Annotated in this window: 25 protein-coding genes; 7 read left to right on the top strand and 18 right to left on the bottom strand. The window is 69.2% G+C overall.

Annotated features, from left to right (window positions below):
* Nucleotides 1-197 precede the first annotated feature (197 nt).
* Both NQV17_RS23525 and NQV17_RS23520 read right to left on the bottom strand, forming a co-directional pair.
* Nucleotides 198-752 carry an alpha/beta hydrolase gene (locus NQV17_RS23525; protein WP_257774067.1) on the bottom strand — a complete coding sequence of 185 codons (555 nt, stop codon included), beginning with the start codon at nucleotides 750-752 and terminating at the stop codon, nucleotides 198-200.
* A gap of 163 nt (nucleotides 753-915) precedes the next feature.
* Nucleotides 916-1125, bottom strand: a complete 210-nt coding sequence (locus NQV17_RS23520; protein ID WP_006497729.1) for an ornithine acetyltransferase — start codon at nucleotides 1123-1125, stop codon at nucleotides 916-918.
* A gap of 253 nt (nucleotides 1126-1378) precedes the next feature.
* Here NQV17_RS23520 and NQV17_RS23515 point away from each other — a divergent pair, with 253 nt between their 5' ends.
* The gene (locus tag NQV17_RS23515; RefSeq protein WP_044846114.1) at nucleotides 1379-3088 is read left to right on the top strand and encodes a glutamine--tRNA ligase/YqeY domain fusion protein; all 1710 of its coding nucleotides are present in this window, start codon (nucleotides 1379-1381) and stop codon (nucleotides 3086-3088) included.
* A gap of 118 nt (nucleotides 3089-3206) precedes the next feature.
* Here NQV17_RS23515 and NQV17_RS23510 read toward each other — a convergent pair whose 3' ends face one another.
* The 3 genes from NQV17_RS23510 to NQV17_RS23500 form a co-directional block, all read right to left on the bottom strand.
* Complete coding sequence (locus NQV17_RS23510; RefSeq protein WP_044846139.1) at nucleotides 3207-3677, bottom strand: NUDIX hydrolase; 471 nt, start codon at nucleotides 3675-3677, stop codon at nucleotides 3207-3209.
* 11 nt (nucleotides 3678-3688) lie between these two features.
* Nucleotides 3689-4075 carry a hypothetical protein gene (locus NQV17_RS23505; RefSeq protein ID WP_044846115.1) on the bottom strand — a complete coding sequence of 129 codons (387 nt, stop codon included), beginning with the start codon at nucleotides 4073-4075 and terminating at the stop codon, nucleotides 3689-3691.
* A 127-nt stretch (nucleotides 4076-4202) separates the two neighbouring features.
* Nucleotides 4203-5552, bottom strand: coding sequence for a cytochrome-c peroxidase (locus NQV17_RS23500; RefSeq protein WP_257774066.1), 1350 nt, complete (start codon nucleotides 5550-5552; stop codon nucleotides 4203-4205).
* Between the two features lie 221 nt (nucleotides 5553-5773).
* Between NQV17_RS23500 and NQV17_RS23495 the strand changes: the two genes are divergently transcribed.
* Nucleotides 5774-7360, top strand: coding sequence for an acid phosphatase (locus NQV17_RS23495; RefSeq protein WP_044846117.1), 1587 nt, complete (start codon nucleotides 5774-5776; stop codon nucleotides 7358-7360).
* A gap of 105 nt (nucleotides 7361-7465) precedes the next feature.
* Here NQV17_RS23495 and NQV17_RS23490 read toward each other — a convergent pair whose 3' ends face one another.
* The 6 genes from NQV17_RS23490 to NQV17_RS23465 are packed head-to-tail and all read right to left on the bottom strand — an operon-like array spanning nucleotide 7466 to nucleotide 13203.
* Entirely contained in the window at nucleotides 7466-9019 is a 1554-nt protein-coding gene (locus tag NQV17_RS23490) for an alginate export family protein (RefSeq protein ID WP_257774065.1), read from the bottom strand.
* Nucleotides 9016-9714 (bottom strand): YoaK family protein, encoded by a 699-nt coding sequence (locus NQV17_RS23485; protein WP_257774064.1) that lies wholly within the window; start codon nucleotides 9712-9714, stop codon nucleotides 9016-9018. Before NQV17_RS23485 ends, NQV17_RS23490 begins: the two co-directional genes overlap by 4 nt.
* Nucleotides 9711-10625 (bottom strand): VOC family protein, encoded by a 915-nt coding sequence (locus NQV17_RS23480; protein ID WP_257774063.1) that lies wholly within the window; start codon nucleotides 10623-10625, stop codon nucleotides 9711-9713. Before NQV17_RS23480 ends, NQV17_RS23485 begins: the two co-directional genes overlap by 4 nt.
* Nucleotides 10626-10678: 53 nt before the next feature.
* A complete protein-coding gene (locus NQV17_RS23475; RefSeq protein WP_257774062.1) occupies nucleotides 10679-11125 on the bottom strand; it encodes a DoxX family protein in 447 nt (148 codons plus the stop codon).
* A gap of 1 nt (nucleotide 11126) precedes the next feature.
* Nucleotides 11127-13016 (bottom strand): amidohydrolase, encoded by a 1890-nt coding sequence (locus NQV17_RS23470; protein ID WP_257774061.1) that lies wholly within the window; start codon nucleotides 13014-13016, stop codon nucleotides 11127-11129.
* Nucleotides 13017-13035: 19 nt separating this feature from the next.
* Nucleotides 13036-13203, bottom strand: a complete 168-nt coding sequence (locus NQV17_RS23465) for a DUF1427 family protein (RefSeq protein WP_044846122.1) — start codon at nucleotides 13201-13203, stop codon at nucleotides 13036-13038.
* 113 nt (nucleotides 13204-13316) lie between these two features.
* Between NQV17_RS23465 and NQV17_RS23460 the strand changes: the two genes are divergently transcribed.
* Complete coding sequence (locus NQV17_RS23460) at nucleotides 13317-14240, top strand: LysR family transcriptional regulator (RefSeq protein ID WP_257774060.1); 924 nt, start codon at nucleotides 13317-13319, stop codon at nucleotides 14238-14240.
* Between the two features lie 19 nt (nucleotides 14241-14259).
* On the opposite strand, the gene NQV17_RS23455 is transcribed toward NQV17_RS23460, so the two are convergent.
* Complete coding sequence (locus tag NQV17_RS23455) at nucleotides 14260-14946, bottom strand: hydrolase (RefSeq protein ID WP_124489484.1); 687 nt, start codon at nucleotides 14944-14946, stop codon at nucleotides 14260-14262.
* A 283-nt stretch (nucleotides 14947-15229) separates the two neighbouring features.
* Here NQV17_RS23455 and NQV17_RS23450 point away from each other — a divergent pair, with 283 nt between their 5' ends.
* From NQV17_RS23450 to NQV17_RS23435, 4 genes are all read left to right on the top strand, one after another.
* Complete coding sequence (locus tag NQV17_RS23450; RefSeq protein WP_044846125.1) at nucleotides 15230-15490, top strand: XapX domain-containing protein; 261 nt, start codon at nucleotides 15230-15232, stop codon at nucleotides 15488-15490.
* Nucleotides 15491-15500: 10 nt separating this feature from the next.
* A complete protein-coding gene (locus tag NQV17_RS23445) occupies nucleotides 15501-17081 on the top strand; it encodes a sodium:proton antiporter (RefSeq protein WP_257774059.1) in 1581 nt (526 codons plus the stop codon).
* A gap of 61 nt (nucleotides 17082-17142) precedes the next feature.
* On the top strand, nucleotides 17143-17535 hold the full coding sequence (locus NQV17_RS23440; protein ID WP_257774058.1) for an OsmC family protein: 393 nt from the start codon (nucleotides 17143-17145) through the stop codon (nucleotides 17533-17535).
* Nucleotides 17536-17559: 24 nt separating this feature from the next.
* Nucleotides 17560-18444, top strand: coding sequence for a pirin family protein (locus NQV17_RS23435; RefSeq protein WP_257774057.1), 885 nt, complete (start codon nucleotides 17560-17562; stop codon nucleotides 18442-18444).
* 71 nt (nucleotides 18445-18515) lie between these two features.
* Here the strand turns inward: NQV17_RS23435 and NQV17_RS23430 are convergent, their stop codons facing one another.
* Genes NQV17_RS23430 through bcsE form a run of 6 tightly spaced genes read right to left on the bottom strand, consistent with a single transcriptional unit; the run spans nucleotide 18516 to nucleotide 25807 of the window.
* Nucleotides 18516-18710: a hypothetical protein gene (locus NQV17_RS23430; protein WP_044846129.1), complete on the bottom strand. Its 195-nt coding sequence runs from the start codon at nucleotides 18708-18710 to the stop codon at nucleotides 18516-18518.
* Entirely contained in the window at nucleotides 18692-20245 is a 1554-nt protein-coding gene (bcsG, locus tag NQV17_RS23425; protein WP_257774056.1) for a cellulose biosynthesis protein BcsG, read from the bottom strand. The genes NQV17_RS23430 and bcsG overlap by 19 nt, the downstream gene beginning before the upstream one ends.
* A 27-nt stretch (nucleotides 20246-20272) precedes the next feature.
* A complete protein-coding gene (gene bcsA, locus NQV17_RS23420) occupies nucleotides 20273-22810 on the bottom strand; it encodes a UDP-forming cellulose synthase catalytic subunit (RefSeq protein WP_257774055.1) in 2538 nt (845 codons plus the stop codon).
* Nucleotides 22807-23595 carry a cellulose biosynthesis protein BcsQ gene (bcsQ, locus tag NQV17_RS23415; protein WP_257774054.1) on the bottom strand — a complete coding sequence of 263 codons (789 nt, stop codon included), beginning with the start codon at nucleotides 23593-23595 and terminating at the stop codon, nucleotides 22807-22809. Before bcsQ ends, bcsA begins: the two co-directional genes overlap by 4 nt.
* A complete protein-coding gene (locus tag NQV17_RS23410) occupies nucleotides 23592-23801 on the bottom strand; it encodes a hypothetical protein (protein WP_044846132.1) in 210 nt (69 codons plus the stop codon). Before NQV17_RS23410 ends, bcsQ begins: the two co-directional genes overlap by 4 nt.
* On the bottom strand, nucleotides 23798-25807 hold the full coding sequence (bcsE, locus tag NQV17_RS23405; RefSeq protein ID WP_257774053.1) for a cellulose biosynthesis protein BcsE: 2010 nt from the start codon (nucleotides 25805-25807) through the stop codon (nucleotides 23798-23800). Before bcsE ends, NQV17_RS23410 begins: the two co-directional genes overlap by 4 nt.
* Nucleotides 25808-25814: the final 7 nt, after the last annotated feature.

The raw sequence follows: 25814 nt of genomic DNA, 5'->3' as shown, positions 1-25814 counted from the left end.
AATTCGGAGCGCTGTCCAACGGCAGGAGTCCGCTGCCGCGCACACCTACCACGATGAGCCCGGATGGCGCGACACGCTACGCGGGACTGTCGACGCGGGTGGCTCCGCCGTTGCTCGGCCACGATAACGAACGGATCGCAGCGTTGAAGGCGAAGCAGACGATCTGAAGGTCCTGCGGTCCGCCCTGCGCGACACGGTCAACCTGCGACCGCCAGCGCGTCGAGCCAGCCGCGCGCCTGCGGCCAGTCGCCGAGCCCGCTGTCCGCGTTGATGTGGCCGCGCGGGCCGAGGTCATGAAACGCGCTGCCCCACGCGTGCGCGCAGCCGCGCGCGAACGCGAGCGAGCCGTACGGATCGTCGCTGCTCGCAACCACGCAAGTCGGAAACGGCAGCCGCTCGTGCGGCACCGGCCCGAAGCCGTGCGCGTCGGCCGGAAACGCCGGCCCGGCCGGATCGGGCAACGCGACGAGCAGCGCGCCGCGCACTTTCTCGAGCGCGGCCGGCCGCGCGTAGCGGGTCGCCCACCACGCGGTGGTCAGCGTGCCGAGGCTGTGCGCGGCGATCGTCACGGGGCCCGGCGCGGCTTCGACCGCACGATCGAGCGCGAGACACCAGCCGTTGCGGAACGCACGGTCCCAGTCGGGCATCGCGATGCGCACGAAACGCGCGTCGGCGCGCTCCCAGCGGCTTTGCCAGTGGAACGGGCCGGAGTTGCCGTAGCCCGGCAGCACGAAAACGAGAGAATCGCTCATGGAAGGTTCGTCGACGCATGAAGTCGTTTTATGTAACGTCGACGAAGTGTCGCACACCCGCTCCTCCCTGATGTTGCCTGTCGAATCGCGGAATGGATGTGCGGTGTATGAATCGGTCGCGCTGCGCACGCGACCGGCCGGCGCTCACGCGCGCCGGCTTCGGTCAGCGCACGCCGGCGCCGACAAGGCCGCCTGCCGCGGCGCCGGCGACCGTGCCGACCGGGCCGCCCGTGATCAGGTAGCCGAGTGCGCCGCCCGCTGCCGCGCCGATCCCGGCGTTACGCTGCGTATGCGTCATCGCGCATGCGCCGAGTTGCGACAGGGCCGCGACGATTACCGCGGTACGAACGAGAAAAGTGGTCTTCTTCATCATGATTGTTGGCTTCCTCCCGCCCCGCAAAAAACTGCGAATGGCGGCATTGATTCGGTGAAGCCATCATAGGAAAAGCCGAATGCGGGGGGCAATCCGATTTACGTCGTGTTACAGCCGACACACTATCGAGATATTGCGATCGGCAGCGCGAACCGCCCTGCCGACGCCGCAACCCGCGCGGGACGGACCCCGGTCAGGTAGAATTACGGGATTAAACCGGCGCGACGCGCCGACACAACCTGACGCCAACCGCATGAGCACCGAACGCAACGACGCCCCCGCGGCTTCCAATTTCATCCGCAACATCATCGACGACGACAACCGCACCGGCAAATGGAGCGGCCGCGTCGAGACGCGCTTTCCGCCCGAGCCGAACGGCTATCTGCACATCGGCCATGCCAAGAGCATCTGCCTGAACTTCAGCGTCGCGCGCGACTACGGCGGCGTGTGCCACCTGCGCTTCGACGACACGAACCCGGAAAAGGAAAGCGTCGAATACGTCGACTCGATCGTCGACGCCGTGCGCTGGCTCGGCTTCGACTGGCGCAAGGACGCGGTCGATCACCAGTATTTCGCGAGCGACTACTACGACAAGCTGTACGAATTCGCCGAGCTGCTGATCCAGCGCGGCAAGGCGTACGTCGACAGCCAGAGCGCCGAGGAAATGCGCGCGAACCGCGGCTCGCTGACCGAAGGCGGCAAGCCGTCGCCGTTCCGCGACCGCTCGCCCGAGGAAAACCTCGACCTGTTCCGCCGGATGAAGGCCGGCGAGTTCAAGGAAGGCGAGCACGTGCTGCGCGCGAAGATCGACATGGCGTCGCCGAACATGAACATGCGCGACCCGGTGATCTACCGGATCCGCTACGCGCACCACTACCGTACCGGCGACGCATGGTGCGTGTATCCGATGTACGACTACACGCACTGCATCTCGGATGCGCTCGAAGGCATCACGCATTCGCTGTGCACGCTCGAATTCGAGGATCACCGCCCGCTGTACGACTGGGTGCTGAACGAACTCGCGGAAGCCGGCGTGTTCACGCGCCCGCTGCCGCAACAGATCGAATTCTCGCGCCTGAACCTCACGTACGCGATCACCAGCAAGCGCAAGCTGCTGCAGCTCGTCACCGAAGGTCATGTCGAAGGCTGGGACGACCCGCGCATGCCGACGATCGTCGGCATCCGCCGCCGCGGCTTCACGCCGGAGAGCATCCACCTGTTCTGCGAGCGGATCGGCGTGACGAAGGTCGATTCGTGGATCGACATGAGCGTGTTCGAAGGCGCGCTGCGCGACGACCTCGACGACAAGGCGCCGCGCTCGGTCGCCGTGCTCGATCCGCTGAAGCTCGTGATCGACAACTATCCGGAAGGCCAGGAAGAAGCGTGCACGGCGCCCGTGCACCCGCATCATCCCGACCGCGGCGTGCGCACGTTCCCGATCTCGCGCGAGCTGTGGATCGAGCGCGAGGACTTCGTCGAGAACCCGCCGAAGGGCTATTTCCGCCTGTTCCCGGGCAACAAGGTGCGCCTGCGCTACGGCTACGTGATCGAATGCACGGGCTTCGACAAGGACGCCGACGGCAACGTGACGGCCGTGCACTGCAACTACTTCCCGGACAGCAAGTCGGGCACCGAAGGCGCGAACAACTACAAGGTCAAGGGCAACATCCACTGGGTCAGCGCGAAGCACGCGCAGGCGGCCGAAGTGCGGATCTACGACCGGCTGTTCAAGGCGCCGCACCCGGACGCGGGAGGCGCGAACTTCCTCGAGGCGCTGAACCCGGACTCGAAGAAGGTCACGCAGGCCTACGTCGAGCCGGGCGCCGGCGACGTCGCGCCGGAAACGCGCCTGCAGTTCGAGCGTCACGGCTATTTCGTCGCCGACCGCGTCGATTCGAAGCCGGGCAAGCCGGTGTTCAACCGGATCGTCGGGCTGCGCGACAGCTGGGGCAAGCCGGCCTGACGGCCTGCTCCGCGCGCGGCGCGGCGGCCTCGCACCGCCCGCCGCAGGATGAAAAAAAACGGCCTTCGGGCCGTTTTTTATTGCGTGCGCGCAAGCGCGGCTGCGCCGGCCGCCACGCTTACGCGCTCGCCAACCGCCGATGCAGATCCGCGAGCGACAGCGTCGTGCGAAACAGCCGCGCGAGGCTGCGGCTTGCATACGCGTCGACGTCGCCGGGCGCGGTCCAGCGATACGCGTCCATCTCGGGAATCAGCGAGCCGTCGCGACGGCTCGGGAACAGCGACGTGCACGTGCAGCGCGCGGGATCGATCTCGTCGTCCGCGACCTGCACCGCGAACAGGTGCAGGTCCTTGTCGTGACGGTAGGCGAAGCGGCCGAGATCGAGCAGCCGCGCCGGCGCGAACTCGATGCCGGTTTCCTCGCGCAGCTCCCGCAGCGCCGCGTCGACCGGCGATTCGCCGGGCTCGCCCTGCCCCTTCGGGATGTCCCAGTGCGTGGTGTCCGTCGCGTGCGCGAGGAATACGCGGCCGGCCCCGTCGAGAATCACGACGCCGCACGACACCGTGCGCGACGCACCGCTGCGCTTCATTGCACGCGCGCTCAGCGCTTCTGCAGCTGCCACTTGCCCGTGGCGGTCTTGCAATAGACGGGCTTGAGCGTCAGCGTCTGGCCCTTCGCGGAAATGTCGGTGGCGATCTCGCGGCAGGTCTTGCCGTCGTTCTCGGACGTCGACGGCGTGAGCTTCGCATCGATCTGCGTGCCGCGGCCGCTGCTCTGCCAGGTCGTGGTCTCGCCGTCCTTGCCTTCGTCGCGCACCTGCGCCACGGCCTTGGCCAGCGACGCACGGTCGGTCTTGCTGAAGTAGGCGAGCGGCGTGTCGTTCAGGAAGCCCAGGTTGCTCTGTGCGTAGGCAGGCAGCATCGCGGCTGCGCACGCGGCGCCGGCCAGCACGCGCGTGACGACGGAAAGGGATGCACGCATCGACATGTGTTGTTCTCCTTGGATGTTCGATCGAACGGCATGGCGCGCGGCCGGCACTCCGGCGGCCGGCGAACCGGCACGCGCCACGCCCGTCAGCCAGCGAGCATAGCATGCGTGCCGCCAGGAACGTCGTCTAGCGGGCCGCCGACGCGGCTGCCGGTTGATATCCGTCGGTCAGCGTGTTCAGGAACGCGATCACGTCCTTGATCTCGGCCGCGTTCAGCGCGGGCGCGTCGCCGCGCTTGCGGTCGAACGGCGGCTCGCGGTTGATGTTCGGCCAGTAGCGCTTCGGCAGGTCGTCGTAGACCTGCACCTTGCCGTGCACGACCGGATAGAACTTCTCCGGATGGATGTCGCGCTCGACGTAGAAGCGCATCACGTCCTCGAGCGAGTGGTACACGCCGTTGTGGAAGAACGTCTTGCGCAGCGCGACGTTGCGCAGCGACGGCGTGCGGAACAGCCCGCAGAATTCGTCGCGGCCCTTCAGGTCGGTGCGCTCGGGGCCGCACGCGCCGAGGTCGTAAAAGCGCGGATCGCGATTGACCGGCAGCGCGCGGTTGCGCGGCACCGCGATCGCGATCAGGCCGAAATCGCTGAACTGCGGCGGGCCGCCTTCGAGCGTGCGCTGGCTCACGTGGCAGCTCGCGCAGTTGCCCTTCTTCTCGTCGTTGAACAGCTGCAGCCCGCGCAGCTCCGCGGGCGTCAGCTGCGCGTGTCCGGCCAGATAGGCGTCGTACTTGCTCGTGTACGGATCGAACAGCGCCGGCTGCTGCTGGAATGCGTCGAGCGCGCGCAGCACCGCGCCGAACGTCGCCTGGTCGTCGCCGAGGACCTGATCGCCGAACGCCTTGCGGAACGCGTCGGCATACGGCGCGGCGCGAACCGCCTTCGCAACCCGCGCCGGCGAACTGCTCATCTCGAAGGGCGACGTGAGCGGAATGCGCGCCTGCGCATCGCGCGTATCGACGCGGCCATCCCAGGTCAGCCCGCCGGTCGGGCCCGCATCGATGCTTTCGTCACCTTCGTCCGGCGAATCGTGGAAGTGCTCGCTGAACGGCGGAATGCCGCGCAGGTACTTCAGCGACGGCACCGCACGAAAGCCCGTGCGGTGCATGTCGTCGCCGCCGAGTTGTGCCGACAGCGCGTTCGGCGGCCCGAACGCATGCTCGGCGCTATGGCACGACGCGCAGGCGAGCTTGCCGGACCCCGACAGCGACGGATCGAAGAACAACTGCTTGCCGAGCACCGTCATCTGCTTCACGCCCTCGAATACCTGTGCGCGCGTCTGCGGCTGGCTGGCCGGCGCGACCGCCGCAGCGGCCGGTGCGGCCTGTGCCGCCGGCACGATGGCGGCGGCCGATGCGTCGGCACCGGTGCGCGCATCGCATCCGGCGAGCGCCGCGAGCCCGCCGACCAGCGCCAGCGCCGCCGCGGCAGGGATCAGCGATCGCGCGGACGCGAAGGATTTCAGAAGGCTGTGCATCGTCGTTCTTCTTGTAGCGGTAGGCAATCGGCCGGAGCTTATGTCAGTTCCGTGACCGCCGCATGACGTTCGACCGACAGTCATTTGAAAGCGCCCCTACACCCGGCTGTCAAATCGGTTCCAGATAATGCGCGCAGCCGGCAGGTGTCCGAAGGTTCCCGCGCCGGCCCGACACCACCGCGATTCCCACACGCGACACACGACGAAAGAGAGAACATCGCATGAAGAAGCACGCCTGGATTCGTTACACGCCGATCGCCCTCGCGGCCGCGCTCAGCCTGACCGCCTGCGGCGGCGACGATGTCACGCAGCAAGGCCTGTCGGCCGTCAAGAACGTCGTCGTGATCTACGCGGAAAACCGCAGCTTCGACAACCTGTACGGCAACTTCCCCGGCGCGAACGGCCTGCAGAACGCGACGGCGGCGAACTCGGTGCAGAAGGATCGCGACGGCTCGACGATGGCGACGCTGCCGAAGATCTGGGGCGGCCTGACCGCGACCGGCATCACGCCGGCGGTCACCGAGGCGATGACGGCGAACCTGCCGAACGCGCCGTTCGCGATCGACGATCCGAAGGGCTTCAACCAGTCGATGAGCATCGCGACGCGCGACATCGTGCACCGCTTCTACCAGGACCAGATGCAGATCAACGGCGGCAAGAACGACATGTACGCCGCATGGACCGATGCGGGCGGCCTGACGATGGGCCACTACACGCCGGACCCGTCGAAGCTGCCGCTGTGGAAGATCGCGCAGCAGTACGTGCTCGCCGACAACTTCTTCATGGGCGCGTTCGGCGGCTCGTTCCTGAACCACCAGTACCTGATCTGCGCGTGCGCGCCGTTCTACGCGAACGCGAACACGAGCCCCGCGGCCGGCAAGATCGCCGTGTTGAACGCGGACGGCAAGTCGCTGAAGGTTGCGACGAACTCGCCCGCGTCCGCGCTCAGCGGCCCGCCGAAATTCGTCAACGACGGCGCGATCACGCCCGACTTCTTCGCGGTCAACACGATGCAGCCGCCGTATCAGCCGAGCGGCAACAAGGCAGCCACGGGCGGCGATCCGCTGCTCGCCGATCCGGCCAATCCGTCGACGATGCCGCCGCAGACGGCGACCAACATCGGCGACCTGATGACCAACGCGGGCGTGTCGTGGGCATGGTACGGCGGCGCGTGGGGCCAGGCGCTGCAGGCAAGCCAGAACGGCACGTCGAACGTGATCTACGGCGCCGACCTGTCGACGCCGAACTTCCAGCCGCACCACCAGCCGTTCAACTACTTCGCGAACCAGGCACCGGGCACCGCGAGCCGCGCGCAGCACCTGCTCGACGGCGGCGCGAACGGCGCCGAGTTCATCAAGGCGATCGACGCGGGCACGCTGCCGCAGGTCACGTTCTACAAGCCGCAAGGCAACCTGAACGAGCACCCGGGCTACACGGACGTCACCTCCGGCGACCAGCACATCGCCGACGTGATCGCGCACCTGCAGGCAAGCCCGCAGTGGAAGAACATGGTCGTCGTCGTCACGTACGACGAGAACGGCGGCTTCTGGGATCACGCCGCGCCGCCGACCGCCGATCGCTGGGGTCCGGGCACGCGGATTCCGGCGCTGATCGTGTCGCCGTACGCGAAGAAGGGTTTCGTGGACCACACGCAGTACGACACGGGTTCGATCCTGCGTCTCATCACGCGCCGCTTCTCGCTGCCGCGCCTGCCGGGCCTGCAGCAGCGCGACGACGCGCTGAAGGCGAACGGCGCGCAGCCGATGGGCGACCTGACGAACGCGCTCACGCTGTCGCCGAACCTGTAACGGCATCACCCGCGAACGGGCCGGCCGCGCGGCCGGCACGGACGAACGAAGGGCGACCCCGCGGGGCCGCCCTTTTTCATGCGCGCGCGCTGCCGCGCGGCCGCGTCACCAGCCGTACTTCAGCTCGACGCCGACGTAGTCCGCGTTGTGTCCGCCCGCCTGCCGGATCGCGTCGCCGACCTGGAAGTGCACGGCCTCGACCGCGCCGATCAGGTTCGCGGCGATCGTCCAGTCCGCGCGCAGCTGCACGTACATCCCCGTCCAGCGGCCGCCCTTGCCTGCTGTGCCAGGCACCGGAATGTTCGGCTGCTGATAGACGGCGTCGCCGGTCGTCTCGCGCCACTGGAAACCCAGCGCGCCGAGCAGCGACAGGTTCGCCGACGGCTTCAGCGTCACGGACGGCTTCACGTGGATCAGGTTCGCATAGCTCGTGTAGCCGGCCAGCGTGAAGTAATAGCCGTTCGGAAACAGCGGATTGAAGGTGCCGACGCGGCCGTCGTGCGGATGCCGGTCGCCCGAGGCCGCATCGATCTGCAACGCGACGCGCGGCGACCACGGCGCATCGAGCTTGTAGCCCGCGATCGAGCCGACTGCCCACGCACCGATCGTGTCGTTGCCGACCGTCCCGGTCTGCAGCATCGTCTCGAGATCCCAGTCGAAACGGCCCTGCGTGCCCGTGTAGCGAACGTCCCACACGTCGCGATGCTCGGCGCCGCTCGCATCGAGGAAACGCGCGTTGCGGCGGTTGTAGCGCGACCAGTAGCCGGACAGGTCGCCCGGCCCGACCGACTGCCGCTCGACGCGCACGCCGCTGAAGGTGAGACCGCGATTGGACACGTCGTCGAAATCGGACGCGTTGCGGTTCTGCACCGGTTGCGTCGCGTAGCCGATGACGCGCCATTTCCCGTATTCGTAATCGGCCCAGACCGCATCGAACGCCTGCCGCACGTTCGGGCCGTCGCGCGTGGCGATGAAGCGCTGCAGGTCGAACGCCATCTCCTGCCGGCCGACGCGGAACTTGAACGTGCCGCCGCCGAGCGCGCCCGTGTAGGTCGCGAACGCCTGTTCGAGATCGAGCGGGTTCTTGTCGACGGGCGACACCGTGTTCTTGCCGAACGCGCGCGCGTCCTGCAACTGCGCGAAGAACTGCCAGTGCTGGCCGAGATGCGCATCGGCATGCACTTCGACGCGCTGGATCAGGTACGTGTCCGATTGCGCGGAGCCGATCCCGAACAGCGGCGCGTCGTTGGTCTCCAGCCGCTCGCGCAGGTTCACGCCGAGCGATAGATAGGACGCCGGATCGTTGCCGAGCGGAATATATTTCAGTCCGTCGAGCGGCGCGCGCGGCACGCACGGATTCGCGAGCACCGACCAGTCCTCCTGCCAGCGGTTGAACAGCACCGTCGGGCGCTTGGCCGTGCACGTCGATGCGGCGGTGGCCGGCTGGGTCGCCGCCGGCGTCGACGCCGAAACCGATGACGCAGCCGAAGGCGGTCCTTGTGTCGAAGTCGAAGTCGATGCCGATTTCGAAGTCGTTTCAGCCGCCGTTTCCGCGACCGCCGCGTCGGCGCCCGCGCATAGCAGCGCCGCGACGACCGACAGGCGCGCGGCCCGTTCGAAGCCGCGGGCGTCGCGTCTGCGCTGCCCCGTCGCGATCATGCGCGCTCCTGCGCGGCGGGTGCGGCCGCTTGCGCCGCACACAGTGCAAGCGTCGCGAGCGCGCCGACCGGCGCGAGCAGCGCCAGGAATCCGATGTAGCGGAACCCGAGCGCGCCGCACGCCGCGCCGAGCGCGAACGCGACGATCGCCGGCAGCATCTTGCCGAAGCGCGCCCGCGCCGCCGCGCGCGCGGCGTCGGCCGTGCCGGCCGACAGCAGGTCGACGGCGTCGAGGATCGCCTGCGTCACGTTGCCCGTCATCACCGTGTTCGGCACGCCGCCTGCGCGCGAAATCACGCGCGGATGCGCGTTCTGCACGCCCATCGCGAACGTGCCGACGATGCCTGCCACGAGCGCCGGCAAGCTGTCGGGCTGCGTGACGGGCGTCGCCCACACGCCGGCCGCGCAGAAGCCGAGCAGCAGCACGGCCTGCACCGCATGCAGCGCGCGCGTGCCCTGCCAGGCGGGCCGCCCGGACATCGACCGCGCGATCAGGCTCGCCGCGATCACACCGCACACGAACGCGGGAAACACGCTGAGCTTCAGCACGACACCCTGGCCGAAGCCCGCGATGCCCGCGCCGATCAGCACGAAGTTGCCCGTCACGTGTGCGGTGAACAGCCCGAACAGCGCGACGAAGCTCAGCGTATCGACGAAGCCGGCCACCGCGGCAAGGATCGTGTCTTCGTGCTTCATCGCGTTGCGCTCGCATGGATTTCGGCGACGTAGCCGCCCGGGAACTGCACGAGTGCCGCGTCGCGGCCGTCCGCGCTGTACTGCGGCACGAGCACGCTCACACCCGCCGCCTTGGCCTTCTCCAGCGTGGCGGCCAGGTCCGGCACGTCGTAGCCCGTCATCTCGCGCCCGTACGGGTAAGGCAGATGGCCGTCCGTCACGAGCACGGTCATCTTGCCGAAGCCCGATTCGATGCGAATCCGGCGATACGTGTCGTTCGGCCGGCCGATCTCGATGCCCGGCGCCTTCAGGTTGTCGGACACCACCTTGCCTTTCGAGAACTTGACGAAATCGTGCACGAACTTGCGTACGCTTTGCGGCGACACGTAGACCCGGTTCTCGGGGATGGTCTGCAACGCGTCGTAGTTCGGCGCCTGGGTGTGCCAGTAGAGCTGCATGTTCACGCCGCCCGTCCACGTAATGACCGCATCGCGGCCGATCGGATCGGGGAACGTGTCGACGATCACGTCGGCGCCGTGCTCGCGCGCCGACTTCACCGCGACGTCCATGTCGGTGACGAGATAGCCGGTGCGCTCCGCGCAGAACGGATACGGGATCGGCGTCTTGAAGCCGAACACCGAGATCGTGCCGACCGGCGTCAGCACGAGCTGCGACATCGTCTGGCTCGGCGTCGGCGTGACCTGGAACACGCCCTGCTTCGATTTCTTGCCGCCGAAGGTCGCGACGAAACTGTCGGTGAAGCGGTCGAAGTCTTCCGGCGCGACGCACACGTGCGTGGTGTCGTACTGCGGACCGACGGCCACCGTCGGCGCGACCGCGGGCGGCACCGGCGGTTTCGCGAACGCGGCAGGCGCGGCGACGAGACCACTGGCAATCGCAAGCGCCAGCAACGCGGAACGAAGGATTTTCATAACGGATGTCCTTGTTGTTTCTTCAAATGATGCACCGGTCCGGGGAATCCCGGTCACCTGCTGCCGTCGCCGGCCGGTTGCCGCGCATCGTCGAGCACGGTCGCGAGCGCGAGCGCCGCGATCAGCCCAAGATGCTCGAAAAAGCTGTTGAGCGCCATGAAATGTTCGGCACCCGAGCGATTCCAGAAATCGTTCGCCACGACCATCGCGACGAGCGTCAGCATGCCGAGGCTGCCGGCGCCGAGCCACGTGAAGCGGCGAAACACCACGCACAGCGAGCCGCCGATCTCGACCGCGATCGCAAGCGCCGCCCACAGCGCGGCCGGATGCAGGCCGAAATGCGCCTGCTCCGCGACCGCGCCGTCGAAGTCGAGCGCCTTCGCGACGCCGCCGAGCAGATAGGCGGAAACGAGTGCAAGCCGGACCAGCGCGCCGACCCACGGCTGCGCGAGCAGGACACGGATCCACGCGGGGCTGTACCGGCCGATCGTCGTCGACATGTCAGACCGCCCAGCACGAACAGCCGAACGCGCCCCAGAAGCCCTTCGCGTCCGAGGTCGGCAGCGTGCTGCCCCACGCACTCGCGTGCGCATGCTGGTGCACGTTGCATGCATTCGCGCAGCCGCACATCGCGGCGGCCGCCGCGCGTTGCAGCGGTGCGCCGCTGCGCTGCGTCGCACCCCAACCGCCGTAGCCGCCATACTCACGCACCGGCGACCAGTCCGGCATCGCGGGCGGAATCGGCGCGTCGTGCGACGCGAACGGCCCCGCGCCCCACACGATCTTGCCGCCCACCACGGTCAGCAGTGCGGTCGTGCCCGCGATGTCGTCCTCGGCGCACGCGAAGAAATCGCGATCCGGAACGACCACGTCGGCCAGTTGCCCGACCGCGATGCGCCCTTTCTTGCCGACCTCGTTCGAGAACCACGTCACGTACTCGGTCCACATGCGCAGCGCGGTCTCGCGATCGAGCAGGTTGCGCTGCGGGTACATGCGCAGGCCGCCGATCGTCTTGCCTGTCACGAGCCAGGACAACGACACCCACGGGTTGTACGACGCCACGCGTGTCGCGTCGGTGCCGGCCGACACCTTGAGGCCCTTCGCGAGCATCTTCGCGACGGGCGGCGTCGCTTCGGCCGCCTGCGCACCGTAGCGCTCGACAAAGTATTCGCCCTGGTACGCCATCCGGTGCTGCACGGCCACACCGCCGCCGAGCGCGGCGATCCGGTCCATCGACTTTTCGGAGATCGTTTCCGCATGATCGAAGAACCAGTTCAGGCCTTCGAGCGGGACATCCTTGTTGACCTTCTCGAACACGTCGAGCGCGCGGCTGATCGTTTCGTCGTAGGTCGCGTGCATGCGCCACGGCCAGCGGTTCTGCGCGAGCACGCGCACGACGCCTTCGAGATCGTCTTCCATCTGCGCCGGCAGGTCCGGGCGCGCGACGCGGAAATCCTCGAAATCGGCCGCCGAGAACACCAGCATCTCGCCCGCGCCGTTATTGCGGAAATAATCCGTGCCGTCGTGATACTTCGTGCTCTTCGTCCAGTTCACGAAGTCTTCCTTCTCCGCATTCGGCTTCTGCGTGAACAGGTTGTACGCGATCCGGATCGTCATCTCGCCCGCGTCGTGCAGCTTGCGGATCACCTCGTAATCGTCCGGGTAATTCTGCGAGCCGCCGCCCGCATCGATCACGCCGGTCACGCCGAGCCGGTTCAGCTCGCGCATGAAGTGGCGCGTCGAGTTGTACTGGTATTCGAACGGCAGCTTCGGTCCCTTCGCGAGCGTCGCGTACAGGATCGTCGCGTTTGGGTTCGCGAGCAGCAGCCCGGTCGGGTTGCCCGCGGCATCGCGCAGGATCGTGCCGCCCGGCGGCTCGGGCGTGTCCTTCGTGTAGCCGACCACGCGCAGCGCGGCCGCGTTCAGCAGCGCGCGATCGTAAAGATGCAGGATGAACACCGGCGTATCGGGCGCGGCTGCGTTGAGTTCCTCGATCGTCGGCAGGCGCTTCTCGGCGAACTGGTGTTCGGTAAAGCCACCGACCACGCGCACCCATTGCGGCGCGGGCGTGATCGCCACCTGCCGCTTGAGCATGTCCATTGCAACCGCGAGCGACGGCACGCCGTCCCAGCGCAGCTCCATGTTGTAGTTCAGGCCACCGCGAATCACGTGGCAGTGGTTGTCGATCAGGCCCGGCAGCGCGCTGCGGCCGCCGAGATCGACGACCTTCGTCGCGCGGCCCGCGAGCGGCATCACGTCCGCGTCGCTGCCGACCGCGACGAAGCGGCCGTCCTTGATCGCGACGGAAGTCGCGACGGGGTTCGCGCGGTCGAGGGTCGTGAATCGTCCGTTGTGGAGGATCAGATCCGGTTGAGTGTCGGGTACGCTCATCAATATGTCCTCGATGCAATCAGAAACCGAGCCAGTGACGGACCGGCGCAACGGCCGCCACGCCGATCAGCATGCCGGCCAGCCCGACCAGCGCGATCAGCGGCGGTGCGGGCGAGCGCACCTTGATCACGCTGTACACGACGCCGACCAGCACGCCGGCGCCCAATGAAACCAGATACGATTCCATACGTCCCTCCCGACTGAATTAGAATGTGCCGCATTACCGCCCGGGCGCCGTGCGCCTGCGGCCCGATCCGCTGCCGTCCCGTCCGCTTCACTTCGCCGCCACGCTTTCCAGCCATGCAACATCTGCCCGACCTCGAAGCCTGGGCCATCTTCGCGCGGGTCGCGGAGACCGGTTCGTTCGCCAAGGCCGCCGACCTGCTCGGCATCACGCAACCGACCGTGTCGAAGGCGATCGCGCGCCTCGAAAAGCGCCTCGGCGCGATGCTGCTGTACCGTACGTCGCGCAAGCTGTCGCTCACACCGACCGGCGAACTGCTGCGCGATCGTGCGATCCGGCTGCTCGCCGACGCCGAACTGATCGAGGACGAGGCATCCGCGCACGCGCTCGAACCGCACGGCCTCGTGCGCGTGAACGCACCGATGTCCTACGGCCTGTGCAATCTCGCGCCGCTGCTGCCCGCGTTTCTCGAACGCTATCCGCGCGTCGACGTCGACCTCGTGCTCACCGACAACTTCGTCGACATCGTGTCCGGCGGCTTCGACGTCGCGATCCGGATCGCCGAACTGAGCGATTCGTCGCTGCGGGCACGCCGCCTGTGCGCGGTAGGCCGGCCGCTCGTCGCGTCGCCCGCGTATCTGGACCGGCACGGCCGGCCGACCCATCCGAGCGAACTCGACCAGCACGTGTGCCTGACCTACACGAACATCCCGACGCCCGAATACTGGCGCTTTCGCCATACGACGTCGGGCGACGAATTCGGCGTGCCGGTGCGCGGACGCATCCGTGCGAACAACGCCGACGTCCTCTGTCCCGCGCTGATCGCCGGCCACGGTATCGCACTGCAGCCGGCGTTCCTGGTATGGAATGAACTGCAAAGCGGTGCGCTCGAGGAAGTGATGCACGACTGGAAAATCCCGGATCTCAACGTCAACCTCGTCACACCGCCCGGCATGCTGCGTGCCGCGCGCGTGACGGCGCTGCTCGAGTTCCTCGTCGAACATCTGTCGCACGCGCCGTGGGCACTGCCGCCCGTCTGAGCGGGCGGCCCGCGACCCGTTACTTCGCCGGCACGGCCGGGATCGACTCGTGCGGCGTCGCGGTGCGCTGTGCCGCCTTGTGGACCATCGTGTACGCGTAGTCGACGCCCATCCCGTACGCGCCCGAATGCTCCTTCGCGATCGCCATCACGGCGTCGTAGGTATCGCGGCGCGCCCAGTCGCGCTGCCACTCGAGCGCGACCTGCTGCCAGGTGACGGGCACGACGCCGGCCTGGATCATCCGCTGCATCGCGAAATCGTGCGCATCCTTCGACGTGCCGCCCGACGCGTCGGCGACCATGTAGATCTCGTAGTCGCCTTCGAGCATCGCGCACAGCGCGAACGTCGTGTTGCAGACTTCGGTCCACAGGCCGGAGACGACCACCTTCTTGCGGCCGTTCGCGGCGAGCGCGTCGCGCACCTTCTGGTCGTCCCACGAGTTCATCGACGTACGTTCGAGCGTCTTCTGGTTCGGGAACACGTCGAGCAGTTCGGGATAGGTGTAACCCGAGAAGCTGTCGCTTTCGACCGTGGTGATCGTGGTCGGGATGTTGAATGCTTTCGCGGCCTTGGCAAGCCCGACGACGTTGTTCTTCAACGTCTGGCGATCGATCGACTGCACGCCGAATGCCATCTGCGGCTGCTGGTCGATGAAGATCAGCTGGCTGTTCTGGGGGGTGAGGACTTCAAGCTTCGGGTTACTCATGGCGCGTATCATCCTTTGGACAGGAAACGTTTAAGGCTTGCCTCGATCGGAAACCGAGAGGAGCCGACTGTGCGTTACCCCGGATCTGCGTCTTCCGGTTGCAGCCATTTAATCGGAAAAGCCGCAGCTCGAACATCCAAGAAATGGAATCGATCGAATTCCGAAAGAGGGGGCTCTCCAACGGCTGTCCGCCCTTTTGTTCCACACGTAAACCCGATACGCTTCCAGCACGTTGAAGGCGCGCCCTTCGCCCCCGATCAGCCTATCACGAGAGGTTTTCATCATGAAACCGTATTTTCTGTCGCTGTTCGCAGGCATCCTCGCCGGCGTCATCTACGGTGCGCTCGGCGTGAATTCGCCGGCACCGCCGATCATCGCGCTCGTCGGCCTGCTCGGCATGCTGGCCGGCGAACAGATCTTGCCGCTCGCGCGCCGGATGCTGGCCGGCTACCGGCTGAATACCGCGTGGCGCGATGCACAGTGCAGCCAGCACATGTTCGGCGCGCTGCCGGGCGCCGCCGCGAACGATCGCAAGCCGTCGTGATGCAAGACTCATGACCAACGTCGAGCTGTTCCACTACCTGCTGCTGTTGATCTGCGGCGCGGGTGCGCTCACCTGGCTCGCGGAGCGCGTGTCGATCCCGCCGGCCGTCGTGCTGCTGCTCGGCGGCTGCGTGGTGGCCATCGCGGGCAAGCGCACGCCCGACATGGATCCGGCGCTGCTGCTCGTGGCCGTGCTGCCGCCGCTGCTGATGTCGAGCGGCTTCTATACGGCGTGGAAGGAATTCCGGCACGAGCTCGCGTCGATCGCGTCGCTCGCGCTCGGCGCGGTGGTGTTCACGACGGTTGCGGTCGCGCTCGCCGTGCATGCGGCCAATCCGGCGCTGCCGTGGGCCGCGTGCTTCACGCTCGGCGCGATCGTGTCGCCGCCCGACGCGGTCGCCGCGAAGGCGATCCTGCAGCGCCACCCGCTGCCCGCGCGGCTCGTCGCGGTGCTCGAAGGCGAAAGCCTCGTCAACGATGCATCGGGCCTGCTGCTGTATCAGATGGCCGTCTCCGCCGCGCTCGCCGTCACGATCACGACCGCGAGCGCCACCGGCCTGTTCTTCTCGCTCACGCTGATCGGCATCGCGGTCGGCCTCGCGTGCGGCCATGCGATGTGCTGGGTGCTGCAGCGCCTGCGCGAGCCGATGCTCGGGATCGTCGTGACCTTCGCGATGGCGTGGGGCAGCTACGGGATCGCCGAAGCCGTGCACGGTTCGGGCGTGCTGTCGGTCGTGACCTGCGGCCTCGTGCTCGGCGTGCGCCAGCATCGCGTGTTCGGCGCCGACATGCGGATCAAGGCGAAGGCGACCTGGGAAGCGATCGTGTTCGTGCTCGACGCGCTCGTGTTCATCCTGATCGGCCTCGCGCTGCACGCGATCCTCGCGGGCGTGAACCACGAAGGCGCGGTGCTGATGGCCGGCCTGCGCGTCGCGCTGCCGGCCACCGCCGCCGCGATCGCCTCACGGCTCGTGTGGGTGTTCGTCGCGATGTGGCTGCCGGGCCGTCTGCGCGCGCCACGCGCGGGCCATGCGCCGTGGTCGTGGCGCGAGGCCGTCGTGCTCGGCTGGTCCGGCATGCGCGGCGTCGTGAGCCTCGCGGCCGCGATCGCGCTGCCGGGCAACTTCCCTGGGCGCGACCTGATCCTGTTCAGCACGTTCCTGCTGATCATCGCGACGCTGGTCGTGCAAGGCGGCACGCTCGCGCCGCTGATCCGCGTGCTGAAGCTGCGCCCGGCCGCGCGGCACACGATGTCCGAGCATGCCGTGCGCGCCCATACGTTCGGCGCGGCGCTCGCCGAACTCGATGCGCGCGAGCAGCGCGGCACGCGCCTCGAACGCGCATCGCTCGACCGGCTGCTGACCGAATACCGCAGCCGCGTCGCGTTCAATGAACGCGCGCACCGCGACGGCGCGGAACCGGCGGACGTGCGCGCGCGGATGCTGCGCGTCGAGCTCGAGCTGGTCGGCGTGTCGCGCGATGCGCTGCTCGCGCTGCATCGCGACGGCCGGGTCGACGACGCGGTGCTGCACCGCATAGAATCCGAGCTGGATTTCGAGGAACTGCGGCTGCAGCGCCTGCTCGAACCGTAACGTCCGGCCTGCCCGGCCCTCGCCGGCCGGCCCGCCTCCCCTTTCCCCACATGGAATTGCAATGAGCGAACTGTCCGTCGAAGCGAGCATCGGCTCGGTCGATTACCTGGTCCATTTCACCGACGGCGTCCATCAGTGGCGCGCCGACGAACCGGCGTCGCTCGGCGGCGGCGATACCGCGCCGACGCCCGTCGCGCTGCTGCTGTCGAGCCTCGGCGCGTGCACCGCGATCACGCTGAAGATGTACGCGCAACGCAAGGGCTGGCCGCTCGCCGAAGTGCACGTGAAGCTCGCGCACGAATCGGGCGGCGCGGGCAGCACGATCATGCGCCGCATCACGCTCGACGGCGACCTGACCGCCGAGCAGCGCGAGCGCCTGCTGCAGATCGCGAATGCGTGCCCGGTGCACAAGATCCTCACGCACCCGATCACGATCGATACGGCCATCGCCTGACCCACCGGATACGAGAGACCCACCATGTCCGCATCGATCAAGACCCTGCTCACGCCGCGCGAGAGCGATATCGGCAACCTCGTCGTGCGCCGCGTGCTGCCCGCGCGCGCCGCGCGCCTCGTCGGCCCGTTCATCTTCTTCGACGAGATGGGGCCGGCCGTGCTGCCGGCCGGCAGCGGCATCGACGTGCTGCCGCATCCGCACATCGGCCTCGCGACCGTCACGTACCTGTTCGACGGCACGCTGATGCATCACGACAGCCTCGGCTTCCGGCAGAAGATCGTGCCCGGCGACGTGAACTGGATGACGGCCGGGCGCGGCATCGTCCACTCGGAGCGTTCGCCCGACGAGGACCGCCCGCATGAACAGCCGGTGCACGGGATCCAGACCTGGGTCGCGCTGCCGGTCGAGCACGAGGACACCGCGCCCGCGTTCGTGCATCACGCGGCCGACACGCTGCCGTCGTTCACGCGCGACGGCGCACACGTGCGCGTGATCGCGGGCACCGCGTTCGGGCTCACGTCGCCGGTCGCGGTGTTCTCGCCGACGCTTTACGCGTATGCGGAATTCGCCGCGGGCGGGCAGCTCGCACTCGACGCGGAACACGACGAGCGCGGCGTGTATCTCGTCGACGGCGACCTCACGATCGACGGCACGCCGCTCGCCCCCGCGACGATGGCCGTGCTCGAACCCGGTGCGAACGTCGCGCTCGCCAGCGCGAACGGCGCGCGCGTGATGCTGCTCGGCGGCGCGCACCTGCCGGGCGAGCGGTTCATCGAATGGAATTTCGTGTCGAGCGAGCGCGCGAAGATCGAGGCGGCCCGCCACGCGTGGGCGGAGCAGACCTTCGGCAAGGTGCCGGGCGAGGAAAACGAATGGACGCGCCAGCCGGAGCGCCGCCCGCAGTGAGCCCGCAGTGAGCCGATAGCGGTCGGCGCATCGACGCAAGGCGGCCGGCATTCACGCCGGCCGCCTTGCGTTTACGGCTTCAATCCCATCAGCTTCGCGAGCACGGGCCAGCGCTCGAGCGATTCGACGAATGCGCGCCGCGCCTGCTCGTCGACGTAGCGGGCCGGATCCAGCGCGGGCAGGTGCCGCGCGAGGCCGAGCACGTCGTTCGGTTGCGACAGGCGATCGTCGTCGCCTTCGCCGATGTTTACTGTTCGTCGATCCATACGCCGTCCGGAGTCTTGACCGCATAGCCGGTGCTCGTCTGCAGCGTCACCGTGCCTTCGTTCTCGCCGACCATCCGCGTGCGCGGCAGGTCGGCGGCATATTGCGCAAGCGTCGCGCCCGGCTTGAACGGGCTGTTCGACACGAGGTTCGACAGCAGCTGCGCGAGCGCGAGGAAGCTCGTCGGCTGGTCGATCACGGTCGTCGTGCCGTGATTGCCGGCGAAGCCGACGAGCCGCACGCCGACCGGCCCGTGGACGACACGCGGCGTCGGGATCTCGCGCAGGCCGGCCACCTGGTTCTTGTCGCCGCGCAGCGCGGCGCCGTGCTCGGGCACGAACACGATCACCGCGCGCCGTCCCGACTGCGCGATCAGGTCTGCGAGCCGGTCGAAGTCGTTCATCATCCGCGTCACGCGCTGCGGATACGAATCGATGCTGGTGAGCGAGCTGCCCACCACGCGGTTGCCGTCGTGCAGGCTGATCGTGTTGTAGTACAGCGCGACCGGGCCCGGCACCGACGCGCGCTGCGCGTACCAGTTCGCGAGCGTGCCGTAGTCGTCCTTGATCGCGGAGCCGTCGAACGCATGCATCGCGACCGGGGCGGCGGCGTTCGAGATCATCGGCGCGTCGGGCACGCCGATGTTGTCGTGAACGACCTGCAGGAAGTTGTCGAAGTGCCCGTCGTGGTTCAGCAGCGACTGCACCGTGTAGCCGGCGGACGCGAGTTGCGAAAACAGGTGGCACTGCTGCGGCGCGGGCTTGTACAGGTCCGCGTGCGCTTCCTGCCCGCAACTCGCGCGCAGCACGCGGATCGCGGCCGGGCCGCTGTAGCTCGCCGCCGTGCTGAAGTTGTTGAACAGGTAGTCGAAGTGGCTCAGCATCGGATGATTGCGCACCTTCGCTGCATCGAGGTCGTCCCACGACAGCGAGCAGACGTGCAGCACGATCACGTCGAACTGCGCGGCCGGATCGTTGCCGAGATGGCCGAACGCGACCTGCCGCTGCGACTCCTGTGCGCGGAACGTCGCGAGCGCCGCGTTGTGGTCCTCGGGCTGGCCGGCGCGCCCGCCCGTCGCGTCGGCCTGCTGCGGGAGCGGCGCGACGACGCGCGCCATCAGCCCGTTGCCGGCCTGCCACAGCGGCATCACGACCAGCGCGGCGAGCACGAAGGTCGCGACGCGCACCCAGCGGTTGACGATGAAATAGACGATCAGCACGCCCGCCACGGTCAGCACCAGCAGCGGCGGCAACAGGCGCGGCAGCAGCTCCATCCAGTAGTCGACACGGAACGTGCTGACCTCGCGCGCGGCATCGACAAGGCGCGCGAGCGGCGGCGCATGCAGCTCGCGCGCAAGCAGCGGCACCGCGATCGCGAGCGCGGCGAGCTGCCGCACGATGCGCCACACGCGCGTGCGGATCGGCGCGCTCGCCGCGAGCGCCAGCGCGAACGCGAGGTTCGCGAGCCACAGCGGCTGCAGGTGGCCGGTCGCGAACAGCGCGAACTTCAGGATGAAATACAGATTCCAGAACGTCATCTAAACCACTCCGTGATGGGCGCCGCGTCAGTCGCGCGCCCGATCGAGCTTCGGTGCCAGCATCGACTGCACGCCGCGCGCAGCACCTTTCCACATCCGTACGTAACCGTCCAGGCCCACGCGCAGCACTTCCTTCAGCCCGCGCAGCGGCGTGTCCGCGCGCGCGCTCGCGTGCCAGTCGAGCCACGCGTCCGCGCGGCCGAACGTGCACTGCACGAGCTGGCGCTCCTGCTCGAGCGTCAGCGCCTCGAAGCTCACGCCGACGTGGGTCGGCGTCACGCGGCTCACGCGCACCGGGAACGGGAACGGCCGGTCGCCGCGCGTCACGCACACCGTCAGCGTGTCGCCGACCGCGAGCGGCAGCCCCGGCACCGCTTCGAGGCCGAGGCCGCCGGTCGAGTAGTCGCTCGTGAAGCATGCGGCAGTCGAGCCGTCGGCGAGCAGCAGCGTCGCCGGCACGCGCATCGCGATCCGGTGCGTGACGCGCACCTGCTTGGTCTCGCGCGCGACGGCCATGGCCGCGCCGAGCATCGCGAGGTTGTAGACGGTCCAGCCGAGCGTGATCAGGATCGTCGACGCCTCGTCGCCCTGGTCGGCCACGAGCCGCCACAGGCCGGCCGCGATCGCGAGCACGTTCAGCGCGAACAGCACGAGGTACGGCTTCGAGGTCGACCAGTCGACGTAGCCTTCGTCGATCTTGCCGCCCTTGTCGGTCACGTTGAACTTGCCGTGCTTCGGGCTGAAGAACGCGACGGTGGTCGGCAGCGCGATGTACCACGCGAGCACCGATTCGTAGACCTCGGCCCAGAACGAGTGGCGGTAGCGCCCCTGCATCCGCGAGTTCGCGACGTTCGCGAGCACCAGGTACGGGATCACGTAGCTCGCGAGCGCGACCGACGACGCATTGATGAAGTACAGGTGGAAGAACAGGTACGCGAGCGGGATCGTCAGGAACACGAGCCGCGGGATCCCGTAGAAGAAATGCAGCATCGCGTTGCCGTAGCAGATCCGCTGGATGAAGCCGAGCCCGCGCCCGAGGAACGGATTGTCGATGCGGAAGATCTGCGCCATCCCGCGCGCCCAGCGCGTGCGCTGCTTCACGTGGCCCGCGAGGCTCTCGGTCGCGAGGCCGGCCGCCTGCACGGTCGGCAGGTACGCCGACGTGTAGCCGCGCCGATGCAGCTTGAGCGCGGTGTGCGCGTCCTCGGTCACGGTCTCGACCGCGACGCCGCCCACCTCCTCCAGCGCGGTGCGCTTGAGCACCGCGCACGACCCGCAGAAGAACGTCGCGTTCCACAGGTCGTTGCCCGACTGCACGAGCCCGTAGAACAGGTTGCCCTCGTTCGGGATCTCGCGGAACGTGCCGAGGTTGCGCTCGAACGGATCGGGCGAGAAGAAATGGTGCGGCGTCTGCACCAGCGCGCATTTCGGGTCGCGCAGGAACACGCCCATCGAGGTCTGCAGGAACGAGCGCGTCGGCACGTGATCGCAGTCGAAGATCGCGATGTATTCGCCGTGCGTCTTCGGCAGCGCACGGTTGATGTTGCCGGCCTTCGCGTGGCGGTTGTCGTCGCGCGTCAGGTAGCCGATCCCCGCCTCGCGCGCGAACGCCTCGAACTCGGGGCGCCGGCCGTCGTCGAGCAGGTACACGCGCAGCTTGGCCGCCGGCCAGTCGATGCTCTGCGACGCGAAGACGGTCGGCTTCACGACCGACAGCGGTTCGTTGTAGGTCGGGATGTAGACGTCGACGCTCGGCCAGGTGTCCGGGTCGTCGGGCAGCGGCACGATCAGCCGGTCGAGCGGCCACGCGGTCTGGACGAAGCCGAGCAGCAGGATCATCCACGTATAGGCTTCGGCGCCGTACAGCAGGTAGCCGGCGAACGCCTCGACGGGGCTGCGGAAATCGAGTGTCTGGGTCGTGCGCCACCACACGTAGCGGACGGTGGCGAGCAGCGCGAGCGACGCGAGCGCAAGCGTCGGCAGATGGCCCGGCAGGCGGCGCAGCGCGAGCGCCAGCACCGCGACGATCGCGAAGAACGCGAACTGCGCGCCGGGCATCAGCGGCGACATCCCGGCCGCGGCCCACATCAGCGCGCCGGCGATCAGCAGCAGCGGCGCGAGCCAGCGGCGCCGGCCGACGCCGTGCGCGCGCGCGTCGAGCCAGCCGCCCCAGCGCGCCCACGGCAGGCGCGCGAGCAACGCGTCGAGACGCCGGCCGAGCGCGCGCGCCGCGACGTAGACCGGCACGACGAACGTGTCGAACCACGCGAGCGGATCGCGCGCGGGCCGGCCATCGGCTGCGCGCGGCGCGCGCACGATCGCGCGCCACAGCCATTCGCGCGGGCTCAGCGGCTGCAGCACGCCCCACTCCCGCGCGAGCCACAGGAAAGCGATGCGCGCCCGGCGGCGCACGGGATCGGGCCGGCCGGGCGGCGGCGCGTGGAAGAACAGCCGCACGAGCCAGTCGAGCAGCGTGCGCTCGGCCGGCAGCCCGATCCCGCGCGCGCACCAGTCGGTCGCGCGCCGGGCCGCGGCACGCCAGCGCGACGCGAACGCGGCCTTCATCGCCGCGCTCCCGTGCGGCCGGCCGCGGCCGCCGCGAGCCACGCGTCGACCCAGTTCGCGACGCCGTGCAGGTCGTGCGACGCCTGCGAATACGGCGCGTCGTCGAAGATCCAGCTGCCGCGCGCGAGCGTTTCGGGCACGGCCGCATCGACGTGAATCCGCTGCTCGAGCATCGACGCCGGCCCCGCGACCGCGCGCAGCATCGCGAGCGCATCGCGCTGCATGTCGCGCGCCGGGTTCAGCCGGTTCACGACGATCTGCAGGTCGCCGCCGCCGGCCCGCAGCGCGTCGAGGCGCGCGGCAACGGTCGCGCACGCGGCCGGTTCGGGCGGCACGACGACGAGCGTCAGGTCCGCGCGGCGAATCGCCTGCTCGGCCTGCGGCGACGGATAGCGCGCGGTGTCGACCAGCACGACGCCGTCAGGCGGCAGCGCGATCTCGTCGAGCGCGCGCGACAGCCAGGCCGGATCGGCCGCGAGCCGCGCATCGCAGGCGGCGGCGCCCGCCGCGTCGACCTGCCCGTACGGGACGAACAGCACGCCGTCGGCATTGCGCCACGTATGCGCGTGCCACGGCGCGGCGTCGCCCGGGTCACCGAGCAGGCTGTGCGCGAGCCCGTGCTCGGCCAGCGTGTCGAGACCGAGCGTCGCGCCCATCAGGTTCTGCGCGTCGAACTCGACCGCGACGACCGGCCGGCCGCGACGGGCGAGCAGCACCGCGAGCGCGCCGGCGAGCGTCGTGCGGCCCGCGCCGCCGGTCGTCGACGTGACGGCGATCGTCTTCATGGCGCGGCCTCGCCGGCGTGATCGGCATCGGGCAGCAGGCGCCCGCGCAGCGCGACCGGCACGAGTTCGCACGGCACCGCGTCGCGCCGCTGCAGCCCGCGCGGCGCATGAAAGCCGCGGCCGAGGCCCAGGTGCTGCGCGACGAGCCACACCGGCACCGCGATCGCGATGCCGACGATGAATCCGATGACGAGTTCGGCGATCATGCGCCCTCCGGCTTGCGCAGCGGCATCGCGCTGCGGATGGCGCCGCGCGTGTGCGCGACGGGAAATGCGGGAAATGCCGGCGCATCGCCCGGCATGTCGGCGGCCGGCGTCGCATCGTCGGCGTGAACCGCATGCGGCGGCGCATCGACGTGCCCGGCGGCCACACCGCCCGCGGCGGCCGCGCCGGCGACGCCGCCCCCGCCGGCCAAGGCGCCGTCGGCGCCCGGTTCGGCAAGCGCCGCGGCGTCCGCCGCGCGTTCGCCCGGCCCGCGTGCCGCATCCGCCGGCTGCGCCGTCGCGAACAGGTCGCTGTAGTCGGCGATCGGTGCGCGCCGGTTCTCGGCCTTCAGCGCATCGAGCTCGGTGTCGATGCTGCCCTGCCCGAGACACACGACGCGATCGGACAGCGTCTCGACCGGCACGTCGAAGATACGCGCGAGCGCCTCCTCGGCATCGGCCGGCTCGCACGCGAACAGGAACACGTACAGGTGCCCGGCATCGGCCGTCACGACGTCGCCCGCGCGGCGCGGCCGGCAGTGCCGCAGCGCATCGACGTGCGACACGCCGGGCAGCAGCGCGATCTTCGCGAGCGTATGGGGCAGCGCGAGCACGGCGCCGCGATCGAGCACCGCGCGAATCCGCAGGCAGAACGCGCCGACCGGCAGGTAGCCGAGCACCGAATCGCCGAGCGCGGCCGCGAGCGCCGCGCGATAGTCGGGCGCGACGGGCCGCGCATAGAGCTGCCCGCGCAGCGCGTGCACGGCCGCGTGCATCCGCGTCACCGGCAGGTCGCGCGCGACGACGCGATTCGCGCCGACGCTCAGCAGCAGCATCTCGAACTGCTGGCGCAGCACCTCGCCGCGTTCGACCACGGCGATCTTCAACGCGCCGCCGCATTGCCGGCGCAGCGTGTGAACGGCCGCGCACAGCGCCTCGAGCTGCGCATGCGAGCGGAACACCAGCACCGCGGTCGCGGCCTGCGCGCGCGCGCAGGCGGCGACGACCGCCGCGTTGTCGTCGACGATTTCCCAGTCGGCCGGCACGCGGCCGCCTTCGTCGAGCACCGCGCGGCTGACGACGACGCGATCCTCGTCGGTCGCGAGCTTCATCCGGCGCAGCGGTTCTGCGGCGGCGCCGTCGACGATCGCCGCGAGCCGGCCGCCCGGCGCGAAGCGCAGCGGTCGCACTTCGCCGGCCGCGAGCGTCTCGCCCGCGCGCCAGAAATCGACGACCCACAGCAGCTCGCCGTGCGTGCGCTGCAGCTGCGCGACGCCCGCGCACACGCCGTGAAAACCGCTGCGCGGCGCGCGATTCGCGTCGCGCACGAGCGGCGGATCATCGGTGTCCGGATCGGCGCCGGTGCGCACGATCTCGGGATCGACCAGCAGCACCAGCGCGATCCGGTGCGTGCGGCACCAGTCGGCGAGCGCGTGCGCTTCTTCCGCGAGCGCCGTCGGATCGTCCCAGCTGAACCAGCGTTGCGCGCCTTCGATGAAATACAGCGAGCGCGCGCGAAAACCGTAGCGCTTCATCGCGCGCAAGCCGCCCGTGAGCCGCGCGAACGGACCGGGCGCGGCACGGCGCGGCGCACCGGGTTCGCGCGCGGCATCGCCGTCGGCCGCCGCGGGCGCGGGCGGCATCGCCAGCACGTTGAGGTTGCGCGGCCAGCCGGCCGGCTGCGCGCCGCCCGAGAAACCGCGCGCCTGCAGCTGCGCGGCAACGTGCGCCGCGGCGCGCGACAGCACGACCGTCACGTCGCGCGTGCGCGACTGCCGCGCGCTTTCCCACACCAGCGCGTCGCACGCCGGCGTGCCGGCGGCGGCATAGATCGCGTACACGCCGCCCGCTTCCAGCTGCGTCCACGTGTCGGGCAGCCCGTCGATCGCGAGCCGGCTCAGCGGGCCGGCGCGGCCGCCGGCCGGCCCGGTGCGCAGCAGCGCGCGCAGGCGGCCCAGCAGGCCGGCGGCGCCGAGCGCGGGACGGGTTGCATCGAGTTCCGTATTCACGTGTTCT

Origin of the sequence: Burkholderia sp. SCN-KJ (assembly GCF_024656005.1) — a bacterium.
GTDB lineage: Bacteria > Pseudomonadota > Gammaproteobacteria > Burkholderiales > Burkholderiaceae > Burkholderia.
This window is presented reverse-complemented; position numbering and strand designations above follow the sequence as displayed.

Bases quoted from the DNA above. Each gene is read 5' to 3' on its own strand.
- NQV17_RS23525 (WP_257774067.1), bottom strand. From the start codon at position 752: ATGAGCGATTCTCTCGTTTTCGTGCTGCCGGGCTACGGCAACTCCGGC.
- NQV17_RS23520 (WP_006497729.1), bottom strand. From the start codon at position 1,125: ATGATGAAGAAGACCACTTTTCTCGTTCGTACCGCGGTAATCGTCGCG.
- NQV17_RS23515 (WP_044846114.1), top strand. From the start codon at position 1,379: ATGAGCACCGAACGCAACGACGCCCCCGCGGCTTCCAATTTCATCCGC.
- NQV17_RS23510 (WP_044846139.1), bottom strand. From the start codon at position 3,677: ATGAAGCGCAGCGGTGCGTCGCGCACGGTGTCGTGCGGCGTCGTGATT.
- NQV17_RS23505 (WP_044846115.1), bottom strand. From the start codon at position 4,075: ATGTCGATGCGTGCATCCCTTTCCGTCGTCACGCGCGTGCTGGCCGGC.
- NQV17_RS23500 (WP_257774066.1), bottom strand. From the start codon at position 5,552: ATGCACAGCCTTCTGAAATCCTTCGCGTCCGCGCGATCGCTGATCCCT.
- NQV17_RS23495 (WP_044846117.1), top strand. From the start codon at position 5,774: ATGAAGAAGCACGCCTGGATTCGTTACACGCCGATCGCCCTCGCGGCC.
- NQV17_RS23490 (WP_257774065.1), bottom strand. From the start codon at position 9,019: ATGATCGCGACGGGGCAGCGCAGACGCGACGCCCGCGGCTTCGAACGG.
- NQV17_RS23485 (WP_257774064.1), bottom strand. From the start codon at position 9,714: ATGAAGCACGAAGACACGATCCTTGCCGCGGTGGCCGGCTTCGTCGAT.
- NQV17_RS23480 (WP_257774063.1), bottom strand. From the start codon at position 10,625: ATGAAAATCCTTCGTTCCGCGTTGCTGGCGCTTGCGATTGCCAGTGGT.
- NQV17_RS23475 (WP_257774062.1), bottom strand. From the start codon at position 11,125: ATGTCGACGACGATCGGCCGGTACAGCCCCGCGTGGATCCGTGTCCTG.
- NQV17_RS23470 (WP_257774061.1), bottom strand. From the start codon at position 13,016: ATGAGCGTACCCGACACTCAACCGGATCTGATCCTCCACAACGGACGA.
- NQV17_RS23465 (WP_044846122.1), bottom strand. From the start codon at position 13,203: ATGGAATCGTATCTGGTTTCATTGGGCGCCGGCGTGCTGGTCGGCGTC.
- NQV17_RS23460 (WP_257774060.1), top strand. From the start codon at position 13,317: ATGCAACATCTGCCCGACCTCGAAGCCTGGGCCATCTTCGCGCGGGTC.
- NQV17_RS23455 (WP_124489484.1), bottom strand. From the start codon at position 14,946: ATGAGTAACCCGAAGCTTGAAGTCCTCACCCCCCAGAACAGCCAGCTG.
- NQV17_RS23450 (WP_044846125.1), top strand. From the start codon at position 15,230: ATGAAACCGTATTTTCTGTCGCTGTTCGCAGGCATCCTCGCCGGCGTC.
- NQV17_RS23445 (WP_257774059.1), top strand. From the start codon at position 15,501: ATGACCAACGTCGAGCTGTTCCACTACCTGCTGCTGTTGATCTGCGGC.
- NQV17_RS23440 (WP_257774058.1), top strand. From the start codon at position 17,143: ATGAGCGAACTGTCCGTCGAAGCGAGCATCGGCTCGGTCGATTACCTG.
- NQV17_RS23435 (WP_257774057.1), top strand. From the start codon at position 17,560: ATGTCCGCATCGATCAAGACCCTGCTCACGCCGCGCGAGAGCGATATC.
- NQV17_RS23430 (WP_044846129.1), bottom strand. From the start codon at position 18,710: ATGGATCGACGAACAGTAAACATCGGCGAAGGCGACGACGATCGCCTG.
- bcsG (WP_257774056.1), bottom strand. From the start codon at position 20,245: ATGACGTTCTGGAATCTGTATTTCATCCTGAAGTTCGCGCTGTTCGCG.
- bcsA (WP_257774055.1), bottom strand. From the start codon at position 22,810: ATGAAGGCCGCGTTCGCGTCGCGCTGGCGTGCCGCGGCCCGGCGCGCG.
- bcsQ (WP_257774054.1), bottom strand. From the start codon at position 23,595: ATGAAGACGATCGCCGTCACGTCGACGACCGGCGGCGCGGGCCGCACG.
- NQV17_RS23410 (WP_044846132.1), bottom strand. From the start codon at position 23,801: ATGATCGCCGAACTCGTCATCGGATTCATCGTCGGCATCGCGATCGCG.